Source organism: Pseudomonas sp. ADAK2 TE3594, assembly GCF_053628675.1.
This window is the reverse complement of record NZ_JBRJGV010000001.1, coordinates 5139101-5162755: the sequence shown is the minus strand read 5'-3', so window position 1 is coordinate 5162755 and position 23655 is coordinate 5139101. Positions and strand designations below refer to the sequence as shown.

21 protein-coding genes are annotated in these 23655 nt (G+C 60.5%); 8 read left to right on the top strand and 13 right to left on the bottom strand.

Features of this window, described 5'->3' with window-relative positions; all coding sequences use genetic code 11:
- Nucleotides 1–4: 4 nt before the first annotated feature.
- The 3 genes from ybeY to miaB all read right to left on the bottom strand — a co-directional run bounded on the left by ybeY (nt 5) and on the right by miaB (nt 3020).
- A complete protein-coding gene (gene ybeY, locus AB7M22_RS23115) occupies nt 5–499 on the bottom strand; it encodes an rRNA maturation RNase YbeY (RefSeq protein WP_007894420.1) in 495 nt (164 codons plus the stop codon).
- On the bottom strand, nt 492–1508 hold the full coding sequence (locus tag AB7M22_RS23110; RefSeq protein ID WP_008012629.1) for a PhoH family protein: 1017 nt from the start codon (nt 1506–1508) through the stop codon (nt 492–494). The genes ybeY and AB7M22_RS23110 overlap by 8 nt, the downstream gene beginning before the upstream one ends.
- A gap of 186 nt (nt 1509–1694) precedes the next feature.
- Complete coding sequence (gene miaB / locus AB7M22_RS23105) at nt 1695–3020, bottom strand: tRNA (N6-isopentenyl adenosine(37)-C2)-methylthiotransferase MiaB (protein WP_454187892.1); 1326 nt, start codon at nt 3018–3020, stop codon at nt 1695–1697.
- A 134-nt stretch (nt 3021–3154) separates the two neighbouring features.
- Here miaB and AB7M22_RS23100 point away from each other — a divergent pair, with 134 nt between their 5' ends.
- On the top strand, nt 3155–3484 hold the full coding sequence (locus tag AB7M22_RS23100) for a DUF1820 family protein (protein ID WP_007894425.1): 330 nt from the start codon (nt 3155–3157) through the stop codon (nt 3482–3484).
- A 112-nt stretch (nt 3485–3596) separates the two neighbouring features.
- Here the strand turns inward: AB7M22_RS23100 and AB7M22_RS23095 are convergent, their stop codons facing one another.
- The 4 genes from AB7M22_RS23095 to AB7M22_RS23080 all read right to left on the bottom strand — a co-directional run bounded on the left by AB7M22_RS23095 (nt 3597) and on the right by AB7M22_RS23080 (nt 7117).
- The gene (locus AB7M22_RS23095; protein ID WP_454187891.1) at nt 3597–4151 is read right to left on the bottom strand and encodes a tetratricopeptide repeat protein; all 555 of its coding nucleotides are present in this window, start codon (nt 4149–4151) and stop codon (nt 3597–3599) included.
- Nucleotides 4152–4375: 224 nt separating this feature from the next.
- A complete protein-coding gene (hemL, locus tag AB7M22_RS23090; RefSeq protein ID WP_454187890.1) occupies nt 4376–5659 on the bottom strand; it encodes a glutamate-1-semialdehyde 2,1-aminomutase in 1284 nt (427 codons plus the stop codon).
- 18 nt (nt 5660–5677) lie between these two features.
- Entirely contained in the window at nt 5678–6301 is a 624-nt protein-coding gene (gene thiE / locus AB7M22_RS23085; RefSeq protein ID WP_008070084.1) for a thiamine phosphate synthase, read from the bottom strand.
- Between the two features lie 18 nt (nt 6302–6319).
- On the bottom strand, nt 6320–7117 hold the full coding sequence (locus AB7M22_RS23080) for a hydroxymethylpyrimidine/phosphomethylpyrimidine kinase (RefSeq protein ID WP_454187889.1): 798 nt from the start codon (nt 7115–7117) through the stop codon (nt 6320–6322).
- Between the two features lie 406 nt (nt 7118–7523).
- Here AB7M22_RS23080 and AB7M22_RS23075 point away from each other — a divergent pair, with 406 nt between their 5' ends.
- From AB7M22_RS23075 to AB7M22_RS23060, 4 genes are all read left to right on the top strand, one after another.
- Nucleotides 7524–9908 carry a 7TM diverse intracellular signaling domain-containing protein gene (locus AB7M22_RS23075; RefSeq protein WP_454187888.1) on the top strand — a complete coding sequence of 795 codons (2385 nt, stop codon included), beginning with the start codon at nt 7524–7526 and terminating at the stop codon, nt 9906–9908.
- 75 nt (nt 9909–9983) lie between these two features.
- Nucleotides 9984–11633 (top strand): acyl-CoA dehydrogenase family protein, encoded by a 1650-nt coding sequence (locus tag AB7M22_RS23070; RefSeq protein WP_454187887.1) that lies wholly within the window; start codon nt 9984–9986, stop codon nt 11631–11633.
- A gap of 191 nt (nt 11634–11824) precedes the next feature.
- Entirely contained in the window at nt 11825–13324 is a 1500-nt protein-coding gene (gene amn / locus AB7M22_RS23065; protein WP_162130612.1) for an AMP nucleosidase, read from the top strand.
- Nucleotides 13325–13399: 75 nt separating this feature from the next.
- Nucleotides 13400–14041, top strand: coding sequence for a pseudouridine synthase (locus AB7M22_RS23060; RefSeq protein ID WP_454187886.1), 642 nt, complete (start codon nt 13400–13402; stop codon nt 14039–14041).
- On the opposite strand, the gene AB7M22_RS23055 is transcribed toward AB7M22_RS23060, so the two are convergent.
- Nucleotides 14036–14245 (bottom strand): DUF2788 domain-containing protein, encoded by a 210-nt coding sequence (locus AB7M22_RS23055; RefSeq protein ID WP_007894445.1) that lies wholly within the window; start codon nt 14243–14245, stop codon nt 14036–14038. The two genes, AB7M22_RS23060 and AB7M22_RS23055, sit on opposite strands and share 6 nt — an antisense overlap.
- A gap of 212 nt (nt 14246–14457) precedes the next feature.
- Nucleotides 14458–14937 carry an Lrp/AsnC family transcriptional regulator gene (locus AB7M22_RS23050; protein ID WP_007894448.1) on the bottom strand — a complete coding sequence of 160 codons (480 nt, stop codon included), beginning with the start codon at nt 14935–14937 and terminating at the stop codon, nt 14458–14460.
- Between the two features lie 435 nt (nt 14938–15372).
- Between AB7M22_RS23050 and AB7M22_RS23045 the strand changes: the two genes are divergently transcribed.
- Nucleotides 15373–16416 carry a DUF6515 family protein gene (locus AB7M22_RS23045; RefSeq protein ID WP_454187885.1) on the top strand — a complete coding sequence of 348 codons (1044 nt, stop codon included), beginning with the start codon at nt 15373–15375 and terminating at the stop codon, nt 16414–16416.
- On the opposite strand, the gene AB7M22_RS23040 is transcribed toward AB7M22_RS23045, so the two are convergent.
- Both AB7M22_RS23040 and AB7M22_RS23035 read right to left on the bottom strand, forming a co-directional pair.
- Nucleotides 16410–17306: a cation diffusion facilitator family transporter gene (locus tag AB7M22_RS23040; RefSeq protein WP_454187884.1), complete on the bottom strand. Its 897-nt coding sequence runs from the start codon at nt 17304–17306 to the stop codon at nt 16410–16412. The genes AB7M22_RS23045 and AB7M22_RS23040 overlap by 7 nt on opposite strands.
- Nucleotides 17307–17335: 29 nt before the next feature.
- The gene (locus tag AB7M22_RS23035) at nt 17336–17755 is read right to left on the bottom strand and encodes a polyribonucleotide nucleotidyltransferase (RefSeq protein ID WP_192345325.1); all 420 of its coding nucleotides are present in this window, start codon (nt 17753–17755) and stop codon (nt 17336–17338) included.
- A 350-nt stretch (nt 17756–18105) separates the two neighbouring features.
- On the opposite strand from AB7M22_RS23035, the gene hrpB reads away from it, so the two are divergent.
- Entirely contained in the window at nt 18106–20622 is a 2517-nt protein-coding gene (hrpB, locus tag AB7M22_RS23030) for an ATP-dependent helicase HrpB (protein ID WP_454187883.1), read from the top strand.
- 141 nt (nt 20623–20763) lie between these two features.
- Here hrpB and AB7M22_RS23025 read toward each other — a convergent pair whose 3' ends face one another.
- Both AB7M22_RS23025 and AB7M22_RS23020 read right to left on the bottom strand, forming a co-directional pair.
- Nucleotides 20764–21846 (bottom strand): endonuclease/exonuclease/phosphatase family protein, encoded by a 1083-nt coding sequence (locus AB7M22_RS23025; protein ID WP_454187882.1) that lies wholly within the window; start codon nt 21844–21846, stop codon nt 20764–20766.
- A 74-nt stretch (nt 21847–21920) separates the two neighbouring features.
- Entirely contained in the window at nt 21921–22595 is a 675-nt protein-coding gene (locus AB7M22_RS23020) for a YciC family protein (protein WP_008012649.1), read from the bottom strand.
- Nucleotides 22596–22773: 178 nt separating this feature from the next.
- On the opposite strand from AB7M22_RS23020, the gene AB7M22_RS23015 reads away from it, so the two are divergent.
- Complete coding sequence (locus tag AB7M22_RS23015; RefSeq protein WP_454187881.1) at nt 22774–23553, top strand: DUF2076 domain-containing protein; 780 nt, start codon at nt 22774–22776, stop codon at nt 23551–23553.
- The last annotated feature ends 102 nt before the right edge of the window (nt 23554–23655 follow it).

Sequence of the window (23655 nt, the reverse complement as noted above, 5' to 3'; positions counted from 1 at the left end):
GCGATTACTCTGAATCCTTTGTTGTTACGATTGGGGATGTGTCTGTTTCGTCGTCCGCATAAGGGTCCGGATGACCCAACTCTGCAAGCAACGTTCGTTCCAGTGCTTCCATTTCTTCGGCTTCGTCATCATCTATATGGTCGTAACCAAGCAGATGCAAGCAGCCGTGAATGACCAGATGCGCCCAGTGGGCCTTTAATTCCTTGCCTTGCTCCGCCGCTTCGCGCTCGACCACTGCTACGCAGATCACCAGATCGCCGAGCAAGGGAATGTCGAGAAACTCATCGGGGACATCGGCCGGGAATGACAAAACGTTGGTGGCGTAGTCTTTCTGCCGCCAGGTGAAGTTCAGTTCGCGGGCTTCTTCTTCGTCGACCAAGCGGATGGTCATTTCGGAGTCGGCAGTACGCTGGCGCAGGGCCAGTTCGCACCATTGACGGAATTGGGCTTCACTCGGGGCAGACGCTTCGGTAGCCAGTTGCAGATCAAGCTCAAGCATCGGGGCGAGTGTCCTTGGAAGAGAACTTCGCCGGTTCGTCGGCCGCGCGATTTTCGAAGCGCTCGTAGGCTTCGACGATGCGCTGCACCAGCGGATGGCGCACCACGTCCTTGGGCATGAAATGGGTAAAGCTGATACCCGGTACGTCTTTCAGTACTTCGATCACATGGTGCAGCCCGGACTTGGTGCCTTTCGGCAGGTCGACCTGGGTGATGTCACCGGTGATGACCGCAGTGGAGCCGAAGCCGATCCGGGTCAGGAACATCTTCATCTGCTCGACGGTGGTGTTCTGGCTTTCGTCGAGGATGATGAAGCTGTTGTTCAGCGTACGACCGCGCATGTAGGCCAGCGGCGCGACTTCGATCACCTGACGCTCGATCAGCTTGGCGACGTATTCGAAACCGAGCATTTCGTAGAGCGCGTCATAGAGCGGGCGCAGGTACGGGTCGATTTTCTGGGACAGGTCGCCGGGCAGGAAGCCGAGCTTTTCGCCCGCTTCAACCGCCGGACGGACCAGCAGAATGCGGCGAATCTGCTCGCGCTCCAGCGCGTCTACCGCGCAGGCAACGGCCAGATAGGTCTTGCCGGTACCGGCCGGGCCGATGCCGAAGTTGATATCGTTACCGAGGATTTCCTTCACATAGCGCAGCTGATTCAAGCCGCGAGGGCGAATCATGCCTTTCTTGGTGCGCAAGGCGACGGACGGTTCGGCGGGGGAGTGGTTGTCCAGTTCCTCGACGGCCGATTCCTGCAGGAACAGGTGAACCGTGTCTGGCGACAGCTCGGTACCTTTGGTTTCCCGGTACAAGCGGCGCAGCAGGTTTTCCGCGGAGGTGGTGTGCTTGGGCTCGCCGATCAGTTCGAACTGGTTTCCGCGGTTGCGGATCTCGATAGCGAGGCGCTGTTCGATCAAGCGCAGATGCTCGTCGAATTGCCCGCACAGATTGGCGAAGCGGCGAGCTTCAAAAGGCTCGAGGATGAAACGATGTGGTTCTATGGGTGCGTTCAAGGTCGTATTTAGCCGCCCTGGGGCAATTATGATGAATAAAGGATAGCGCCAGTCGCCTGGGTACGAAAGCTCTTATACGGACCAATGTTGAACACCGTCCTTGTAGGAGCGAGGCTTGCCCGCGAAGAACGATAACGCGGTCCGTCAGACTGACCGCGGTGCGGCCTTCGCGGGCAAGCCTCGCTCTTACAGCAGCGAGCCCCGCAGCGAGTGCGGTTGCGCGGCATCGATGTGCACATCGGCGAACTGGCCGATCAGGGTCGGATCGTCGCAGCGGAAGTTGACGATACGATTATTCTCGGTCCGGCCTTGCAGTTCACCGGGGTCTTTTTTCGAATAATCGGTTACCAGAATCCGCTGAATGGAGCCCACCATTTGTCGGCTGATCTCGAAACCTTGCTGGTTGAGGCGATGTTGCAGGGCGTTCAAACGTTCTTTTTTCAGTTCTTCCGGTGTTTCGTCGGCCAGATCGGCGGCCGGCGTGCCCGGGCGCTGGCTATAGACGAACGAGTAGGAAAAGTCGAAACCGACGTCTTCGATCAGCTTCATGGTTTGTTCGAAGTCTTTCTCGGTTTCGCCCGGGAAACCGACGATAAAGTCAGAACTGATGCAGATTCCCGGCACGGCGGCCCGCAACTTGCGCAGCTTGGATTTGTACTCCAGCGCGGTGTGGTTGCGCTTCATCGCCGCGAGGATCCGGTCGGAACCCGATTGCACCGGCAAATGCAGGTGTTTCACCAGCTCCGGCACGTCGGCGTGGGCCTGGATCAGGCTGTCAGAGAACTCCAGTGGGTGCGAGGTGGTGTAGCGGATCCGGTCGATGCCATCGACAGCGGCCACTACGCGGATCAATTCCGCCAGATCGGCCAGGCGACCATCGTGAGTGGTGCCGCGATAACCGTTGACGTTCTGCCCCAGCAAAGTCACTTCGCGCACGCCGTTTTCGGCGAGGTGAATGATCTCGGCAATCACGTCGTCGAACGGTCGGCTGACTTCTTCACCGCGGGTATAAGGCACTACACAGAACGTGCAGTATTTGCTGCAGCCTTCCATGACCGACACGTAAGCGCTCGGCCCATCGATGCGGGGCTCGGGCAAATGGTCGAATTTTTCGATTTCCGGGAACGAGACATCGACTTGCGGCAGCTTGGTCAGGCGCGCGGCGTCGATCATTTCCGGCAGGCGGTGCAGGGTTTGCGGGCCAAATACCACGTCCACGTACGGAGCGCGGTCACGAATGGCCGCGCCTTCCTGGCTGGCCACGCAGCCGCCGACGGCGATGACCATTTCCGGGTTAGCCAGTTTCAATTCGCGCCAGCGACCCAGCTGGGAGTACACCCGGTCCTGGGCACGTTCGCGGATCGAGCAGGTGTTGAGCAGGATCACGTCGGCGTCTTCAGCGCGAGCGGTGACTTCCAGGGCCTGATGTTCACCCAGCAGATCGACCATGCGCGAGCTGTCGTACTCGTTCATCTGGCAACCGTGGGTTTCGATGTAAAGCTTCTTGGCCATGGATAGAGTCATCACGTGATTCAAAGAACCGCGCATTATAGGGAACATGCACCAAGGTTCCTACCGTTGCGCGTCCGGCGGCTATGCTATAGTTCGCGCCCTCATTTTTATCCCCGATGTGTTACCCGCCCACCATGACCAAACGTGAAGCTCCAATCTACAAGGTGATTTTCCTCAATCAGGGCCAGGTGTACGAAATGTACGCCAAGCAGATCTATCAAAGTGATCTGTGGGGCTTCCTGGAAGTGGAAGAGTTCGTCTTTGGCGAGCGCACGCAAGTGGTCGTCGATCCGAGCGAAGAGAAGCTCAAGGCTCAGTTCGAAGGCGTTGTGCGCAGTTTTGTGCCGATGCATTCGATCGTGCGCATCGACGAGGTCGAGCGCCTCGGCACCCCGAAAATCAGCGAAGCCCGCGGCGCGGTCGGCAATGTCATGCCGTTTCCGATGCCGATGCCTGAGAAGTAGTCTTCGAAACCGGGTCGCTCCCTTCGCGGGCAAGCCTCGCTCCTACAGGCCAGCGCTGCCCTTGTAGGAGCGAGGCTTGCCCGCGAAGAGGCCAGAAAGACCAACGCAGAATTCAAGGCAGTGGCGAGAAAGGCGTACGCCCATCGGCGCTCTGCAATTCCATCAGGTATTTACGGAAAATTTGCCCCAGTACCTGGGTAGCGACTTCCAGATCTTCGCGGGGCATTTTTTCGGCGACTTCGTCGGCGGTGTCCAGCGCCTCTTCGGCACCGTTGACTGCGGCCATTTTCAGCACGATATACGCCTGAACATTATTGGCCGGTACGCCTTCACCGTGGAAGAACATGGTGCCAAGTTTGAATTGCGCCTGGGCGTGGCCTTGCAGCGAGGCCTTTTCGAAGTAGCTCAGGGCTTTATTGAGGTCGCGCGGCGCGTTTTTGCCGTCGTAGTAGAACTCACCCAACTCGTATTGCGCTTGCGCATCCCCTTCATCCGACGCTTTCTGACAGGCGGCGAGCGCTTGCGTCAGGTCTTGCGGCTGAGTATTGAGGGGGCAGCGACCCATCGCCGGGATCAACAACGAGTTGCCGCCTGCTTGTGCGAGCGCGAGCAGGGGCTGAAGGAGCAACAGGCAGCCCAATGCAAGGGTGCGGCCGGTGCGGTTCATGGGAATCGACTTACCTCTGAGGGGCGCGTGGACCCATCGAGGGATCCAATAAGCGCGCATTATGAAATAAGCAGGGCCAACCTTACAAAGTCTTTACTCGTTTTTCTGCTGCACGGGGAATATATCGCCCACTTTGCGGGGGATTATTGGCAGATGAGTAGGAAAAAGGGCGCGAATGTAGGTGAAAGCTGACGCTGGCAATCGCCAACGTCAGCGTTACCGCTTTATTTCAGTGCGGCGAATGCACGTTCGGCGGCGTCCAGTGTCAGTTTCAACTCGGTTTCGCCGTGGGCGATCGAGGTGAAACCGGCTTCGAAGGCGCTTGGCGCCAGGTACACGCCGCCTTCCAGCATCAGGTGGAAGAAACGCCCGAACAGGCCGGCATCGCTGGCCATCACGTCATCGAAGGTCACGATGTCGTCGGCGCCACTGAAGTACAGACCGAACATGCCGCCGGCCTGAGTGGTCACGAACGGAATGCCGGCGGCGTCCGCGCGCTGTTGCAGACCATCGAGCAGACGGCTGGTGTAGTCGCTCAGCTCGGCGTGGAACCCAGGACGACTGATCAGGCGCAGAGTGGTCAAGCCAGCCGCCATCGCCAGTGGGTTCCCCGACAATGTGCCGGCCTGGTAGACCGGCCCCAGTGGTGCGATCTGTTCCATGATCTTGCGTTTGCCACCGAAGCAGCCAACCGGCATGCCGCCACCGATGATCTTGCCGAAGGTGCTCAGGTCCGGCGTGACGCCGTAATGGGCTTGGGCGCCACCGAGGGCGACACGGAAACCGGTCATCACTTCGTCGAAAATCAGCACCACGCCGTGCTTGTCGCACAGGGTCCGCAGGCCTTCGAGGAAGCCCGGTGCCGGCGGTACGCAGTTCATGTTGCCGGCCACTGGCTCGACAATGATGCAGGCCACGTCCTCGCCGACTTCGGCGAGCATGGTTTCTACCGCGTCGATGTCGTTGAACGGCAGGGTCAGGGTGTGTTTGGCGAACGCCGCCGGTACACCGGCCGAACTCGGCACGCCTTGGGTCAGGGCGCCGGAACCGGCCTTGACCAGCAGGCTGTCGGAGTGGCCGTGGTAGCAGCCTTCGAACTTGATGATGCTGTCACGGCCGGTGAAGCCACGGGCCAGGCGGATGGCGCTCATGGTCGCTTCGGTGCCGGAGCTGACCATGCGCACCATCTCCATTGACGGCACGATCGAGCAGACCAGGTCGGCCATTTCGGTTTCCATCGCGGTCGGGGCACCGTAGGACAGGCCGTGTTCCAGCTGTTTGCGCACCGCGTCCAGCACGTCCGGATGGCTGTGGCCGAGAATCATCGGCCCCCAGGAACCGACGTAATCCACATAACGCTTGTCATCTTCGTCGGTGACGTAGGCGCCTTCGGCGTGTTTGAAGAACAGCGGCGTACCGCCAACACTCTTGAACGCACGAACAGGCGAGTTCACGCCTCCAGGAATGTGTTTCTGGGCATTGGCAAACAGGGTTTCGGAACGAGACATGATCGGGCTCTCAAAAAATCAGGATTTGAACAATTCGTTAAAGGCGCGGGCGCGGCGTGTCACTTCAGCCGTGCTCTCGGCGCCAAACAGGCCATGCACCACCGCCAGCAAGTCGACCCCGTGGGCCACCAGCGGCGCTGCGTTGTCCAGCGTGATGCCGCCGATCGCGCAGATCGGCAGGTGCAATTTGCTGCGGGCCTGATCAAGCAGTTCAAGGCTGCAGGCCGGTGCGCCGGGCTTGGTGTTGGAATTGAAGAAGCGGCCAAAGGCGACGTAACTGGCGCCTTCTTTGGCGGCTTGTTCGGCGAGTTCGAGTTGCGCGTGGCAGGTCGAACCGATGATCGCCTGACGACCGAGCAGTGCGCGAACCGGCATCAGCGGGCCATCGGTCTGGCCCAGGTGCACGCCGACATTCAAGCGCGCAGCCAGTTCGGCGTCGTCGTTGATGATCAGATGAGTCTTGTAGCGTTCGCACAGATCGCGCAGGGCTTCGGCCTCACGCAGGCGACGGGCCTCGTCGCTGCTTTTGTCGCGGTATTGCAGCAGGGTGACGCCGCCTTCGAGCGCCGCCTCCACGTACGAAAGAAATTTACCGGCCAGTAACTGGCTGTCGGTAATGGCGTACAGGCCACGTAGTTTCATCGGACAAGCCTCATGGCGTTACGAACAGAAGTCCAGTGGCAAGCGGCGCGGCACAAACTGGCCTTTGCCCAGCTGCTCCGCATCACGCAAGGTGCGCCAAGTGTAGTCAAGCGCGCTCTTTACGGCACTGGCGAGGTGTTCGCCCTGGGCCAGGCGGCCGGCGAGGGCGCTGGCCAGCGTGCAACCGGAACCGTGATAACTGCCGGGCAGGCGCTGGCAGGTAAAGGTTTCGCGGCGACCGTCGCGGCTGTACAGGCGATTGTGTATTTCGTGTTCGTCGCCATGACCGCCGGTGATCAGCAGGTGTTTGACGAATGGCAGAAGTTTTTCAGCGCACTCGTCCGCGGTGCCTTCGGGCAGTTCGGCGAGAATGCGAGCTTCGGGAAGGTTGGGGGTGGCAATGATCGACAGCGGCAACAGGCGTTCGCGCATGGCGTAGCCGACTTCGTCCTTGCCCAGTCGTCCACCGCCGCCGGCACGCAGCACCGGGTCGCAGACCACCGGCAAATGCGGGTGCGCTGAAAGCAGTTCGACCACGGTGTCGACCATTTCCAGGGAACCGAGCATGCCCAGTTTGACGGTGGCGACTTCGGAATCATTGAGCACGGCGTTGGCCTGGGCCAGCACCCACTCGCGATCGAGAACGCGGAAGTCAGTGACGTTGACGGTGTCTTGCACAGTCAGGGCGGTGACGGCCGGAGCCGCATGGCAACCCTGAGCGAGCAGGGCTTCGATATCTGCCTGCAAGCCGGCGCCACCACTAGGGTCGTGGCCGGAGAGACAGAGGACAACGGGGCGAGAGCTGTAGATATTCATGGTGCGCGAGCTTACCACCAAACATGTTTTTCGGGTGTTGTGGCAGTCATCGCGGCCGATACATTGTGGCGAGGGGGCTTGCCCCCTTTGCCTTCTGTCTGGAACACCCCATCGGCAGATTTACGACTGCTCCGCAGCCGAACGGGGGCAAGCCCCCTCGCCACAAGGAATCGCTATGCACTGAGGCATTTTCACAACCTGACCAAGCCAACAGCTCTAACTCAATGTATAGAGCTGGAACGCTTGTTCTAGAGCCTTTGTAGGAAAAATTTCAATGGTGCTCAATGGCCAGCAACGGCTATGCTAGAGTGGATCCAAACCAATAACAGGTAATACCGGTTTTACGTCTACTCAAAAGGAATGGGGGGCTTCCTGACAGAACCGGACAGGCTACGCTGGGGCTTAAATGCGCTATTTGCTGATGTTGCTGTTGTGCTTGCCCCTCCTGGCGAGCGCCGTCGAATTCGACGAGTTCACCCAGAGCCTTCCCCTGGGCCGAACGATGCAGGTTTATGAAGACACGGGCGGTCAGGCGACCATCGCCGATGTCCGTGCGCAAGCGGCGGCCGGGCACTTCAAACCCCATGATAAAGCCACCCTCAACGCCGGTTATTCGCGTTCGGCGTTCTGGCTGAAAATCGACCTGCAGTACCGCCCGACCAACCCGTCGGCACAACGGACCTGGTTGCTGGAACTGGCTTATCCGCCCCTCGATCACCTTGATCTCTACTTGCCCGATGCTGGCGGTGACTATCAATTGGTGCGACAGACCGGCGATGCGTTGCCGTTCGCCACTCGCCAGATCCGCCAGCACAACTATCTGTTTGATCTGAACTTTACGCCCGAGCAGGCGCAAACGGTGTACCTGCGCCTGCAAAGCGAAGGGTCGGTTCAGGCGCCTGTCACCTTGTGGTCGAGCACCGCTTACCTCGAAGAGCAGCCGGTCCGGCTCTATGTGCTGGGGCTGATTTACGGTGTGTTGCTGGGGATGCTGGTCTACAACCTGTTCATCTTTCTCAGCGTGCGCGACACCAGCTACCTCTATTACATCGTCTATATCGCCTCGTTCGGCTTGTATCAGCTGTCGGTGAATGGTGCGGCCGTGGAGTATTTCTGGCCGAACAATCCCTGGTGGGCGAACGCTGCGACGCCGTTCTTCATCGGCTGTTCAGGATTGTTCGGGAGCCAGTTCGCCCGCAGCTTCTTGCAGACGGCCACTCACAGTCGCTGGCTCGACCGATTGTTGCTGGCGTTGATTGCGTTCAGTGCGCTGGTGGTCGGGTTGTCATTGATGACCAGTTACGCCTTGGCCCTGCGCCTGGCGACGTTGCTGGCGCTGGTCTTTACCGTAGTGATTTTCGCCGCCGGGATTTTCGCCTGGTGGCGTGGCTTGCGGGTCGCTCGGTATTTCATCATTGCCTGGTCGGCGTTCCTGCTCGGTGGCGTCGTCAACACGATGATGGTGCTGGGTTATTTGTCCAACGTATTCCTGACCATGTACGCCAGCCAGATCGGCTCGGCAATCGAAGTGGCGCTGCTGTCCCTGGCCCTGGCCGATCGTATTAACGCCATGCGCGAGCAACAGGCACAGACGTTGTTCGATGCCGGGCAAAAGCTCGAAGTACTGAACCAGCAACTGGCTCACAGTAACAAGCTCAAGGACGAATTCCTCGCCACCCTGACCCATGAACTGCGCACGCCCATGAATGGCGTGATCGGTTCGCTGGAGCTGATGCAGACCGTCGAGATGAACCCGGAACTGGAGCAATATCAGCAAACGGCCGCCGGTTCTGCGCGGGACATGATGCGCATGGTCAATGGCATCCTCACCCTGACCGAATTGCAGGCCGGCAAGCTCAAGGTCTATCTGGACGCGTTCAGTTTGCGCGGTGTGGTCGAGGCCTTGCGCCTGCAGTTCGATGGCAATGCGTCGAGCAAGTCGCTGGACTTCAAGGTCGAGGTTACATCCGGGCTGCCGGATCGTTTGTACGGCGATAGCGACAAGTTGGCGCAATGCCTGGAGTGCCTGCTGGACAACGCAATCAAATTCACCCGGGTCGGCGGATTGGCGCTGCGGGTGACGGGCAAACCGGTGGCGCCCGATCGGCTGGCGTTGTCCTTTGCGGTGATCGATACCGGCATTGGCTTTACCGATTTGGACGAGGCAACGCTGTATCAACGCTTTTTTCAGGTCGACGGCTCGATGACCCGTGAATACGGTGGTTTGGGCGTTGGCCTGGCCATTTGTCGGCAACTGGTCGAATTGCTCGGCGGGCGCCTGAGTCATCGCTCGGAACCGGGGCGCGGCAGTCGCTTTCAACTGGACGTCGAGTTCGAGCTGCCGCTGCCGGTGGTGGAATCTGCGCCCGCAATCCCCCGGCAAACCACCGGCCTGCGTTTGCCGCAGGATTGCACGGTGTTGCTGGTCGATGACAACAGCATCAATCAACTGGTGATGCGTGGCATGTTGCTCAAGCTTGGGTTCCGGGTGCGCACCGCCGACAGCGGCGTGGCCGCGCTCGATCACTTGCAGCATGAAGCCGTTGACGCTGTGCTGCTCGACTGTCAGCTGCCGCCACTGGACGGTGTCTCGATCTGCTGCCGAATCCGCGCCTTGTCCGGTTGCGCCGAATTACCCGTGTTCATGATTGCCCTGAGTGCGGACCGGGCCTATTGCCCGAGCGACACCTTGGTCGATTACCTGAGCAAACCGGTGAAATTCGAAGATTTGCAGGCGGCGCTCTATCGGCGTGTGCTCTGTCCAGGGCAAGGCGAAAGCGCCGACAGTTAGGCAGATATGCCACTTTGTTCAACCTCGGGGTGGTGCTTAACTGAAAATCCCTTGGCTGACCAAAGGAGCCCCGTCATGAACCTGCATCAGTTCGCCGAAACCCACGAAGTCACCAACCAGCCACCGTCGCTGGACGGTGCCAACCTCTATCGCATCGACCTGCCTTTGCAGGAGTGGTCGCGGCGCTTCGATGCCGGTTGGGCCGAGTCGCGGATCGACGCTTACGGCGCCTTGGCTGGCGGGCCGCTGATGGAGGCGGGGTTTGCGGCCAATCAGAACAAACCGGTATTCGTCAGCCATGACCGTTACGGCCATCGCATCGACCTGGTTGAATTTCACCCGGCCTACCACGAATTGATGCGCACGGCGGTGGAGCATGGCCTGACAGGCTTGCCCTGGACCGACCCGCAATCGGGCGCCCACGTTGCCCGTGCATCCATGACCTATTTACACAGTCAGGCTGAAGCCGGCAGCGGTTGCCCGTTGACCATGACCTTCGCCAGCGTCCCGGCGATGCGCCTGCAACCGGATCTGGCCAAACAATGGCTGCCGAAAATCCTCGCCATCGAATACGATCCGCGCAACGTCGGCATGGCCCACAAGGCCGGGGTCACCATCGGCATGGCCATGACCGAGAAACAGGGCGGCACCGACGTGCGGGCCAACACCACCAAGGCTTATCCGGTCGGCGCCAGTGGTCCCGGTCAAGCGTATGAACTAGTGGGCCACAAGTGGTTTTGTTCGGCGCCGATGTGCGATGCCTTTCTGACCCTGGCCCAGACTGACAAGGGTTTGACCTGTTTCCTGCTGCCGCGCCATCGCCCGGACGACACGCGCAATCAGTTCTACATCCAGCGGCTGAAGAACAAACTCGGCAACTGGTCCAATGCCTCCAGCGAGGTGGAATTCCGTGGCGCCCTGGCCTGGATGGTCGGCGAAGAGGGCCGGGGGGTTCCAACCATCATCGAAATGGTCGCCATGACCCGCTTCGATTGCATGGTCGGCTCCAGCGCGCTGATGCGCCAGGCCCTGACCCAGGCCAGCCATCACTGCGCCCATCGCAAGGTCGGTGGCAAATTGCTCAGCGAGCAACCCTTGATGCAAAACGTGCTGGCTGACCTCGCCCTGGAAAGCGAAGCCGCCCTGGCGCTGAGCCTGCGCATGGGCCGGGCGCTGGATCATCTGGATGACGACCACGAAGCGAAATTCGCCCGACTGGTGACAGCGGTGGGCAAATACTGGATCTGCAAACGCGCGCCCGCGATGATCAATGAGGCTGCCGAATGCATGGGCGGCGCCGGTTATGTCGAAGAAAGCATCCTGCCGCGTCTGTACCGTGAGGCCCCGGTTAACTCGACATGGGAAGGTTCCGGCAACGTGCAGTGCCTCGACGTGTTGAGAGCGCTGTCGAAAGAGCCGGGCGTGCTCGATGTGTTGTTCAGCGAGTTGGGCGACGGTCATGGCGACAAACGCCTGGCTGCGCATATCAGCCAATTGCAGGCGGCGTTCAAGGACACCGACGACATTCAATACCGCGCCCGCCAACTCACCGAAGACATTGCCTTGGGGCTTCAGGCCAAGTTATTGCTGGAGGCCGGTAATGCGGCGGTCAGTGATGCTTTTATCGCCAGTCGCCTGGGTTCGGCCGGTCGGGTGTATGGAACATTGCCGCGCGGGCTGGATGTGGAAGCGATTGTGGCCCGGTCGACGCCGCAAGGGTTTTGATCGCAATTTGATCAACAGCACTGAAACCTGTGGGAGCGGGCTTGCCCGCGATAGCGGTTATACATTCAACAGAGATGTTGGCTGATAGAGCGCTATCGCGGGCAAGCCCGCTCCCACAGGGTTTATCTGTGTCTCAGAATTGATGTGCAGCCAACACGTCACTGTTCCCGTGAAGCGATGATGCAGGCAAGATGAAGGTCTGCAAGTCAGAACACAGGAAGCTGATCGTGACCGAAGCGTTTATTGTCGTTCAAACCGCCGAGCAAGCCGTGGATCGGCTTGCTGCCTTGCACGAGCGTGCAACCACAGCGCTGAATCAGGCGCTCAAGCGTTATCTCAAGGACCGCGTCGAGCCGGACGCTGAACAGCGTGCACTGTTTCGTTATCCCGAGTTGCGTCTGACCTACCTTTGCCAGGGCGAAGTCCCACAGACCACTCGCGCCTATGCCAAGGTTCAATTGCCGGGGACCTACAGTGTCACCGTCACTCATCCGGCAGCCTTCCGTAAGTACCTGCTGGAACAACTCGTCCCGTTGATGCACGACTTCACCGTGACCGTGGAAGTCGGCGTCAGTCAGCAGAACATTCCTTATCCGTACGTGGTCGAGCAGGGCGATGAACTGGCCGGCTCCGGTGTCACGGCGGCGGTGCTGGCGCGAGTGTTCCCGAGTACGGACTTGTCGGCCGCCACCGATGGCATTGCCGATGGCTTGTACGATTGGGAAAACACCGACCCGCTGCCGCTGGCCCTGTTCGACGCCGCGCGGGTGGATTTCTCCCTGCGCCGGCTGGTGCATTACACCGGCAGCGACTGGCGCCATGTACAGCCGTGGATTCTGCTGACCAACTACCACCGCTACGTCGACCAGTTCATCGTTCATGGTCTTGAGCAACTGCGCAACGATCCGCGTTTTGTGCGCATGGTGTTGCCGGGTAACGTGATCATCGAAAAGGGCATGGACCACGGCGAAGCGTCGGCGATTGCCGCGGGCGTGGTCTGGCATCGTTACCAGATGCCGGCCTATCACCTGATCGCCAGCGACGGCCATGGCGTGACCCTGGTGAACATCGGTGTCGGCCCGTCCAACGCCAAGAACATCACCGACCACCTGGCGGTGCTGCGTCCGCATTGCTGGCTGATGATCGGCCACTGTGGCGGCTTGCGTCAGTCGCAGACCATTGGCGACTACGTGCTGGCCCACGCGTACATGCGCCGCGACGGGATTCTCGACCGGGTCGTGCCGCCGAACATTCCGATTCCGGCCTTGGCCGAAGTGCAGATGGCGTTGCAGCAAGCGGCGGCCAACATCACTGGTGAGAAGGGCGACGAGCTGAAGAAGCGTCTGCGTACCGGTACCGTGTTGACCTACGACGACCGTAACTGGGAACTGCGCTGGGCGCAGGAACGTCCGCTGATCAACCTGTCCCGAGCCGTGGCGGTGGACATGGAAAGTGGCACCATCGCCGCCCAGGGTTATCGCTTGCGGGTGCCGTACGGCACGTTGCTCTGCGTATCGGACAAACCGTTGCATAGCGAAATCAAACTGCCGGGTTCGGCCAACGCCTTCTATGAGCGCGCGGTCAGCCAGCACTTGAAGATCGGCATCGAAGCGGTGGATCTGTTGCGCACCGAGCTCAACTCGCTGCACTCGCGCAAACTGCGCAGCTTCGATGAGCCGCCGTTCCGCTGATCGAGAGTTGTCATGGTCATTTGGCGGTCAGGGCACTAGCATTAGCAGCCCTGACCGTTAGATGTTCTTTTCGCCATGCCTCGTCCACCTCGTCCTGCCTCCCGCCGTCCAGGCGTGAAGCCCGCGCCATCCTCTTCAGCCCCGCGCCGTGTCGCCAAAGCGCCGCCGGCCGAGCCGAAGCTGATTCTGTTCAACAAACCTTTCGATGTGCTGACGCAATTCAGCGACGGAGAAGGGCGGGCGACGCTCAAGGACTTCATCGAGATTCCGGGAATCTACCCGGCAGGGCGGCTGGACCGTGACAGCGAAGGCTTGCTGTTGCTGACCAACGACGGCCAGCTTCAGGCGCGAATTGCCGACCCGAAACACAAACTGGCCAAGACTTACTGGGTGCAAGTGGAAGGCGAACCAAGCGCCGAGCAGTTACGGCGCTTGCGCGATGGCGTCGAGTTGAACGACGGCATGACATTGCCGGCCGAAGCGCGACAACTGGATGAGCCGCAACTGTGGCCGCGCAACCCGCCGGTGCGCTTTCGTAAAAGCGTGCCCACCAGTTGGCTGGAACTGGTGATTCGCGAAGGCCGCAACCGTCAGGTACGGCGCATGACCGCGGCGGTCGGCTTGCCGACGTTGCGTCTGGTGCGGGTCAGAATCGGTGACTGGTCGATCGAAGGGCTCGATCAGGGCCAGTGGAAGGAAGTACCGGCACGCTTATAGAGTGCCGGATTCGATCAGGCCGATCACCACGCTTTTGATCACGAACGCGGCCACGCCCAGCCCCAGTACGAAGAACAGAATGAACGAGCCGAAGCGTCCGGCCTTGGATTTTTTCGCCAGGTCCCAGACGATGAAACCCATGAAAATGATCAGGATGCTGACCAGACCAGTCATCATCCACTCTTCGAGTACTGCAGGATCCATCGGACATCTCCAGCGTGGGTGGGGCTAAAAGGCGCTGGATTATACGCCATGGGGGATTGGCGGGGCATTGACCTGCGGCAGTGTGCCGCAGCTATTCATCGCCTGTGCAGGCCTCTTCGCGGGCAAGCCTCGCTCCTACGGGTTTTGTGTCGACTGTAATAACGTGACCGACACAAATCCTGTAGGAGCGAGGCTTGCCCGCGAAGGCATTCTCAGCTGCGCAGATGAGTCAGCGGCAACTCGGTGCTGTTGAGCACCTGGTTCAACACAAAACTCGACCGCACACTGGTCACCCCTTCAATCCGTGTCAGGTGTCCCAGCAGCAGTTTCTGATAGTGATCCATGTCCGGCACCACTACCTTGAGCTGATAGTCCGCATCCATCCCCGTCACCAAACTGCATTCCAGCACCTGCGGCAAGGTGCGAATGGCGGCTTCGAAGTTCTCGAACCGCTCGGGTGTATGGCGGTCCATGCCGATCAGCACGTAGGCTGTCAGGCTCAGGCCGAGCATCTTGCGGTCCAGCAAGGCGACCTGGCGGGTGATGTAACCGTCGTCTTCCAGTTGCTTGACCCGCCGCGAGCAAGGCGAAGGCGACAGGCCTATACGTTCGGCCAACTCCTGATTGGAGATGCGCGCGTCGCGCTGTAATTCCGCCAAAATGCTCAAGTCGTATCGGTCGAGTTTGCTCATCAATCAGGCCTTTGTCATAACTATTGCGGAGGATTATCTATCCTGAGTTAAAAATTGCGCAAGTGATGTTTATTTGAGCAATATTCGCAATCCTCTGTCGTCGCTCCGGGCCTATTCTTATCACCAGAATCACTGCTCGGACAAACAGTCCAGTGCGGCTCGCCCAATCAGGCCAGCTGCGGTCGCCACCCCCACCGGGGATGTGTCGGCCCCCGAGCTACACACTGTCCAGAAGACGGCGTGAGGTGAGCCGACGTCATAAGCGTCGAGCACGGACGAAGTTCTCAAGGGGAGGCCGACGGGTCTCCCTTTTTTATTGCCCGGAATTTATGGGCGACCCTCAATAAATAAGTTGCGTGACTGATAACCTGTTGCAGAACCGGCCTGTGCTTTCCCAGTCTTATGTACAGGCCCTAACCCGCAGTGAGGAAAAGCATGAAGTCGCGCATCTGGCGTTTGGCCGGTGTTGGTTTGCTGTGTGTGAGTGTCACTGCGCAATCGCTGGCCGATGAGCCGCAAAATCGTGGTCCCGATAGCGGGGAGCGTGGAGCGGATCATCCGGGCCAAGGTCAGGGTCATGACGGTAACAATCAGCCACACCGGCAGAACAACGAAATCATTCGTGGCGACAACAGCCGCCAGTTCGAGCTCCACGACCAGAATCAGGGCGGCGAGCGGCAAAACCGGCCCGCGCACGATCCCAATACTCAAGGTGGCCAGTGGCAGAACCGTGTACAGCACGACTCCAACGTTCAGGAGCGAGCACCGCAACAACCCAGTAACAATCTGCCGATCCAGGGCCGGCCCGACACCGTGCGCCAGACCCAGGAACCCCGGCGTGGCTACTATCAGGACGAACCACGGCGCAACAATGACTACCAGCGCTGGCAGACTGGCGGACAGGGCTCACGTCATGATGATCGTCGTTGGCCCGGTCGCCCGGATGGGCACGGCAATGGCTGGGGCCCAGGCCCGCAGTATCGTCCGGGGTACGTGATCGACCGCTTCCCGGACCGCAACTACCGCGTACCGTATCGCGGCCAGGATTATTTCTATTCCGGTGGTTATTGGTATCGTCCGCAAGGCCCGCGTTACGTGGTGGTTCAGCCGCCGCGCGGGATTCGGGTCAGCTACTTGCCCGATTACGCGCGTGAAGTGTGGATTGGCGGCGCGCTGTTGTTCCTGGCGGCTGGCTCGTATTACGCCTACCAGGAGAGCACTCGGGATTACGTCGTGGTCGAACCGCCCGTGCAGCCGCAACCGGTGAGCAGTGGTTATGACGTGGTGGCGTATCCCGCCAACGGCCAGTCGCCAGAGGAGGTCAGTCGGGACGGTTACGAGTGTTATCGCTGGGCCGTGGAGCAGAGCGGTTTCGATCCGCGCGCCGTTACCTATCAACCGGATCCGTCGGTGGTGCAAGCCTACCGACAGGCCCAGGGCAACTGCCTGAGCAGTCGCGGTTATCAGGTGAGCTACTGAGCCCTGGCGGCTTTCACCACTTCCTGCGGGTCGGCGTGCACCAGCACTTCGGCTCGCGGGTAGGCTGTGTGAATCGCATCGGCGGCTTGATCGCTGATGCCGTGGGCGACTGACAGAGTCAGCTCCCCCGGCAATTCCAGGTGCAACTGCACGAACCACTGGTTGCCGGAGATTCGTGTACGCAGGTCGTGGGCACCCAAAACCCCCGGTACGCTGCAGGCCAGTTCAAGCATGTGCTGGCTGACTTCCAGCGGCAGCTCTTCATCCATCAGCACCGCAAAGCTTTCCCGGGCGATATGAATGGCGCTCCAGAGGATGTAGACAGCGATCCCCAAACCGAACCAAGGGTCGACTTGATGCCAGCCAAACCCGGCCAGCACCAGCGCCACTAAAATGCTGCCGTTGAGCAGCAGGTCTGAGCGGTAATGCAGGGAGTCGGCACTCACCGCGTTGGAACCGGTAGCCTTGATCACCCGATGTTGCAACATCAGCAGGGCCACGGTCAGGGCGAGGGAGAACACAATCACCCCGATGCTGAGCCACGCTGCGCCTATCGGCTCCGGATGTTTCAACCGTTCGATCGCCTGCAAGGCAATCAGCACCGCACTGCCGCCAATAAACAGCGCCTGAGCCATGCCCGCCAATGATTCGGCCTTGCCATGCCCGTAACGATGATCGTCGTCGGCCGGGCGCAAGGCGTAATGCACGGCCAGCAGATTGAGCAGCGAGCTGACGCCATCGAGTGCCGAGTCGGTCAGCCCGGCGAGCATGCTCACCGAACCGCTCAGCCACCAGGCGATGGCTTTGGCGACGATCAACGTGCACGCCACCGCCACCGAGGCGCGCGTCGCCAACCGCAGCAGGCGGGCGTGTTCGGTACTGGTGGTCATAGGTGCGGCTTTTCCTTTTAGTGCACCGATTACGCGGCGGGTTGCAGGCCGAACATGGCCAGTTGCTGGGTGCTGCCCTTGTGCTGGATCAGACGTGGATCGTCCAGTGGGAAGCTGCGGCCCAGTTCACTTTCCAGAATAGTCTGCAACTTGTGGTTATCGACCTTGCCGTCGGCACCGATGGCTTCCTTGAGTTTTTCAGGCGCCACCTGAGCAGTGCGGCCCGGTTCGAAGTAAATGGCGCCCGTGGCGAAGTCCACCGCAAAGGCGATCAGGCCTGGGATGATGTAAAACAGCAGGCCCACGGCATCCAGCGCGGCGATGGCCGGGTCGATCTTGCCATCGATCTGGCCGCGACGATCCGGGTAGAAAATCGAGCCGCAGGCCGTTACCTGGGTCAGCAAGGTCGCGACCAGTACACCGCCGATCAAGCGAAAGGGAGCACGCATTTGAAATCTCCTGGGTTATCTGGAAACGAAGCATCGTCGATATGAATTAGGACCGCGCCGAACGCCGTTATACTCGCGGCGGCAGGGCGTGCCCACAGTAAATTGCGGTCGCGTCTCACCCCCCACTGGAATGGTTGAGGATTGAAGTTGTTTTTTCCAGATCGACAACGCGTAACGACTGATGGATGTTATCGGGGTTCGGCCCTCCGGGCTGAAGCTGTGGGCGCGCCATGCTGCGTTGCGGGACTTGGCAAGGAAACGACCCTTACCGGCGTCCCGCGCCTTGCCTGGCACGCCCACAGCTTCAACGCGACTCGCAATTTACTGTGGGCACGCCCTGTGGTGCCAGCATGATTTCTTTGCCGATTGATGAAGTTTTACCCGCCCTGCGTGAAGCCCTCGCTACACGCCACGAAGCTGTGCTCGAAGCACCGCCCGGCGCCGGTAAAACCACCCGCGTGCCCTTGGCCTTGCTCGATGAGCCATGGCTGGCCGGGCAGACCATTCTGATGCTCGAGCCGCGCCGGTTGGCGGCGCGGGCGGCGGCGGAGCGGTTGGCCAGTGAGCTGGGCGAGAAGGTTGGCGAAACCGTTGGCTATCGCATTCGTCTCGACAGCAAAGTCGGCCCCAATACCCGCATCGAAGTGGTCACCGAAGGCATTCTCACCCGGCGTTTGCAAGACGATCCGGCGCTCGAAGGCGTGGGCCTGTTGATCTTTGACGAATTCCACGAGCGTAGCCTCGACGCCGATCTGGCGTTGGCCCTGAGCCTCAATGGCCGCGAGTTGTTTCGCGACGACCAACCGCTGAAAATTCTGTTGATGTCGGCAACCCTGGAAGGTGAACGCCTGGCCGGGTTGCTCGATGATGCGCCGATCCTGCGCAGCGAAGGTCGCATGTACCCGGTGGCGATGCGTTGGGGCCGACCGTTTCAGCCCGGTGAATTCATCGAGCCACGGGTGGTGCAAACCATTCTCGACGCGCTGAACGATGAGACCGGTAGCCTGCTGGTGTTCCTGCCGGGGCAGGCGGAGATCCGTCGGGTGCATCAACAATTGGCCGATACGCTGGGTGAGGGCACGCCGGTGTTGCTTTGCCCGTTGCATGGCGAACTGGACCTGGCGGCGCAGCGTGCGGCGATTGATCCGGCGCCCGCCGGCAAACGCAAAGTGGTGCTGGCCACCAACATCGCCGAGACCAGCCTGACCATCAACGGCGTGCGCGTGGTGATCGATGCCGGGCTGGCGCGAGTGCCGCGTTTCGATCCCGGCAGCGGCATGACCCGCCTGGATACTCAACGGATTTCAAAAGCCAGCGCCACGCAGCGCGCGGGCCGGGCAGGGCGTCTGGAGCCCGGCGTGTGTTATCGCTTGTGGTCGCAGGATCAGCATGAGCAACTGGCGGCTTACGCCAGTGCGGAAATTCTCTCGGCGGACCTTGCCGGGCTGGCCTTGCAACTCGGTCGTTGGGGCGTGACGCCGGGTCAGTTGGTTTGGCTGGATATCCCGCCCGCAGCGGCTTATGCACAGGCTCAGGATTTGCTGGAGCGCTTGGGTGCATTGGACGGCGAGGCTCTGACTCGGCACGGTCAGGCCATGGCCGAACTGCCGGCCCATCCACGGATCGCCCATTTGCTGTTGCGTGGTCAGGCGCTCGGCCTGGCCGACATGGCCTGCGATGTTGCGGCATTGCTTGGTGAGCGGGATATTTTGCGTGGTGCTGGCGCGGATCTGCACAGTCGACTGGTGCTGCTGTCCGGCGAAGAGCGGGCTGCACGCGGTGCTCAGGGCGGCGTTCAGCGGGCCCGGCAACTGGCGCGGCAGTATCGCGGTTATCTGCGGGGCAAAGCGTTGGAGCCGGTCAGCGATCCCGAGCATCCGCGCTGGCTTGGCGCGTTGCTGGCGTTGGCGTATCCCGATCGGGTCGCCCAACAGCGGCGGGCCGGTGGCGCGGAATATCGATTGGCCAACGGTCGTGCGGCGTTGTTCGCCGAGGCGGACAGCCTGATGAAGCAACCGTGGCTGGTGATCGCTGATCTGGGCAGTCGTCAGGGCCAGCGTGAGGAACGGATTTATCTGGCGACGGATTTTGATCCTGCGCTGTTCGATTCGGTACTGGCCGAACAAGTGCGTTGCGTCGATCAACTGGATTGGGATGAGCGTGAAGGCGTGCTGCGGGCCGAGCGTCAGCGCAAGGTCGGCGAATTGATCCTCAGCCGCGAACCGCTGACCGGGCTCGACGAAAGCGCTCGCAGTCAGGCGCTGGTGAATCTGGTGCGGCGCAAAGGTCTGGAGTTGTTGCCGTGGACTCCGGAGCTGCGTCAGTGGCAGGCGCGGGTGGCGTTGTTGCGGCAGCTGGATCTCGGCAGTAAGGAGCAGAGCGAATGGCCGGATGTCAGCGACGCTGCACTGCTCAAAAGTCTCGAACACTGGTTGATGCCGTATCTGGGCAAAGTCTCGCGGCTCAGTCACTTCGCCAATCTGGACCTGTCGAGCATCGTTCACAACTTGTTGCCGTGGCCGCTGCCACAACGGCTCGAAGAGCTGGCGCCACATCATTTGAGCGTGCCGTCGGGCTCATCGATTCGTCTGGATTACAGCGAGCAGCCGCCGATTCTGGCGGTGCGGTTGCAGGAGTTGTTCGGCCTGGCCGAGACCCCGCGCATTGCCGGTGGCCGGCAGGTGGTCAAGCTGCATCTGCTGTCTCCAGCGCGGCGGCCGGTGCAGGTGACGCAGGACCTGGCGAACTTCTGGCGCAGCACCTATGCCGAGGTGAAGAAGGATTTGAAGGGTAGATACCCGAAGCATTATTGGCCGGATGATCCGCTGGTGGCCGAGGCTACGGCTCGGATCAAACCCCGAAAATAATCTTCCTCAGACAACGAAGAACCCTGTGGGAGCTGGCTTGCCCGCGATGAGGTCGTCACGTTCAACATCTATGTTGCCTGACACACTGCTATCGCGGGCAAGCCGGCTCCCACAGGTTTTGCATTTGCCTGGCGTCATGCGCTAAGGCGCGGCCGGCAACAGAAACCGCGCAATCACCGGCAAATGATCGGAAATGCGCAACGTATCGTCCTGCCTCACCCTCGCCTCAACCCGTTTGATGTGCGGGCTGTAAAACAGGTAGTCGACGGTCCGGTCCGGGCCGTTCAAGCCTGGGTCATTCGGGTAATGGGTCAGCCATTGGGCCCGGTCGATACCGCTGGCTTCGTTGTTGGTGGGGATCATCGGGTATTTGTCCCACAGCACATGCAGCGCGCTGTCGGCGGAGTAGGGCGTTCGTTGTTCGTCGGGCAGGCGTCGATACTGGCCCAGCGGCAACAGGTTGAAGTCGCCACCGATCAACCACGGCGTGCCGCGGCTTTCGTACTTGTCGAGGACCTTGGCCACGGCTGTCACCTGGCTTTGCAAGGTTTCGTCGAGCGCGGTGGTGGCGCGGTCCAGATGGGTGTTGAACACGGCCATCTGGCTGCCGTTGCTCAATGGCAGGTGAGTGACCAGCAAGGCGTTTTTCGGCCTGAACTGACGCCTGATGAAATTGGCCGGTGCGACCGGTAATTGCAGGCGTTCGGCGTGGTCGATCCGGTAGCGGCTCAGGGTTGCCAATTGCCGGCCAACGCTGCCGTAGATGGGTGGTTCAGGCACGAAGTCGGCTTTCCAGTCGAAGGCCTGCGCGCTGCACGGATACAGGTCGGTGACTCGATCCTGAAGCAATTTGAACTGGTTCTGGTAGCCACTGGCCTTGGCGCCGTCATCGAGTTCCTGCAACAGCACGATGTCCGGTTGCTCGTCGCGAATCACCCGCGCCACTTCGTCGAGGCTGAAGGCCATGTCTTCAGGTGTAGGGCTCTCGTCGTTTCCTGCGGCCAGGTCGTTCCAGAACACGTAGCGCTTGCCTGCCAGGTACTGGACGTTCCAGGTCATCACCTTCAGCGCCTGGCCGGGCACCAGCGTCGGCGCCTTGGCGTTGCAATTGACCGGCAGGGCCTCCTTGGCCTCGGGGCGCCAGGTCAGGCTGTAGATCATCAATGCAATCAGGCCAATGGCAATCAGCAGGCCTGGCAGGGTGTAGCGCAGTAGACGGGTCATGGCTCGGCTTATAGCGTTACAAAATTGACCCCGAGCATAACCGAGAGCCGCGCCCAGGCCCAAGGGTAGAGCGTTCAGAGACGCTCTTCAGATTTCTCGGGCGCGTCGCTGATCAGCATGAACAAACGGAACAGCACCACGCTGGTGAACAGTTGCAGGAAGCTGTGGGCGCTGTCGATCAGCAGCGAGATCACCGGGTTCTGCGGGTCAGGGTAAACCGCCAGTGTTGCACCCTTGAGCACCCACAACGGCCCCATCACGCACAGAATGCACACCAGAATGCGCAGGAAATTCCCGCGGGTCAGACGCAGGCTTTCCTTCATCGCCGCCAGCGGTGCCAGGCCACGCAGCACCAGCAGGTACTCGCCGAACGCCAGCGTCACCATCAGCCAGATCCCCGGCAGAAAATACAGCGACAGGCCAATCAGGATCAGCAGTGTATTGAGGGCGGTCAGCACGGCGAAGCGCGGCCACAGGGTCGCGGAGGTCGCCAGCAAGTCGCGGGTGCGCGGCGATTCGCCACGGCTGCGGGCATCGAGAAACAGGATCAGCGCGGCGGTGTATAGCGGGTACACCAGTAGGCCGACAATCACACTGATGCCGGGGAAACTGTCCGGCTCCGTGGAGTGGTCGACCACTTGTTGCAGCAGCGCCTCGACAATCACCAGCGGCAGGCACAGCTGCACGATCTGGCGCAAATTGCGCTTGAAGAAATACAGAGAGTCACGCAGTACATCGAACGGATTCATCAGTCGGTATCGCTGGTTGAAAGCAGGTGCCTCACTTTAACCGATGAAACCCTTTGGGGCGCAAACGTAAACGTTCGGTAAAGGTCATTGAAACATCCTGTATCAGCCCCATTACTGGTGAGCACCTTATCCACCGTGGATGAGGGCGACGATATTCCCGGCAATCTATGAGGTCGCCATGAACAGCGAAGAACAAACCCTGATCGATGGACTGTTTTCCCGGCTGCAACAGGCCGAAACGGACTCAGCCCCGCGTGACGCCCAGGCCGAAACGCGGATCAAGGAACACCTGACTCGCCAGCCAGCAGCGGGCTATTTCATGACCCAGGCGATTCTGGTGCAAGAGGCAGCCATCAAGAGCCTCGACGAACAGAACAAACAACTCACTCAACAAATCCAGCAATTGCAGGCTGAATTGCAATCGGCCAAGGCTCAGACGGCGGCGCCGGCACCGAGCAGCGGTGGCTTTTTGTCGAGCATCTTCGGTGGCGCTTCCCGTGATCCACAGCCTGCTCCGACTCAAAGCGCAGCCCCGTCGAATGGCGGCTGGCGTGAACCAGGGCGGCCATCGTTCAACTCGCAACCGCCGCAGCAAAACTTCGGTGCGCCGGCTACTCAGCAGAACTTCGGAGCGCCGCCCCAGCAAAACTACGCACCACAACAGCCTGCCGGCAGCGGTTTCCTCGGTGGCGCGTTGAAAACGGCCGCGGGCGTGGCCGGTGGCGTCATGCTGGCGCAAGGCATCAGCAGCCTGTTCCATCACAATCAGCAGCCGGAAGTGGTTGAAGTCATCAAGGAAGAACCGGCTCAGGTCAACGATCAGAGTGACGGCGGCAATGGCTGGGGCGACGATCAGCGCGTGGCTGACAATTCCAGCGATCAAGGCGGATTCGCCGACGCCGACTATAACGATGACAGCTCATCGTTCTTCGGTGGCGACGACGATTCCTTCGTCTGACACCTCCGTGGCGAGGGAGGTTGCTCCCTCGCCACATGGCCGATTATTCGCGGAACAATCCTTCAGGCTGGCATACTGGGCAACTTTTCGGGCCCGGTGCCT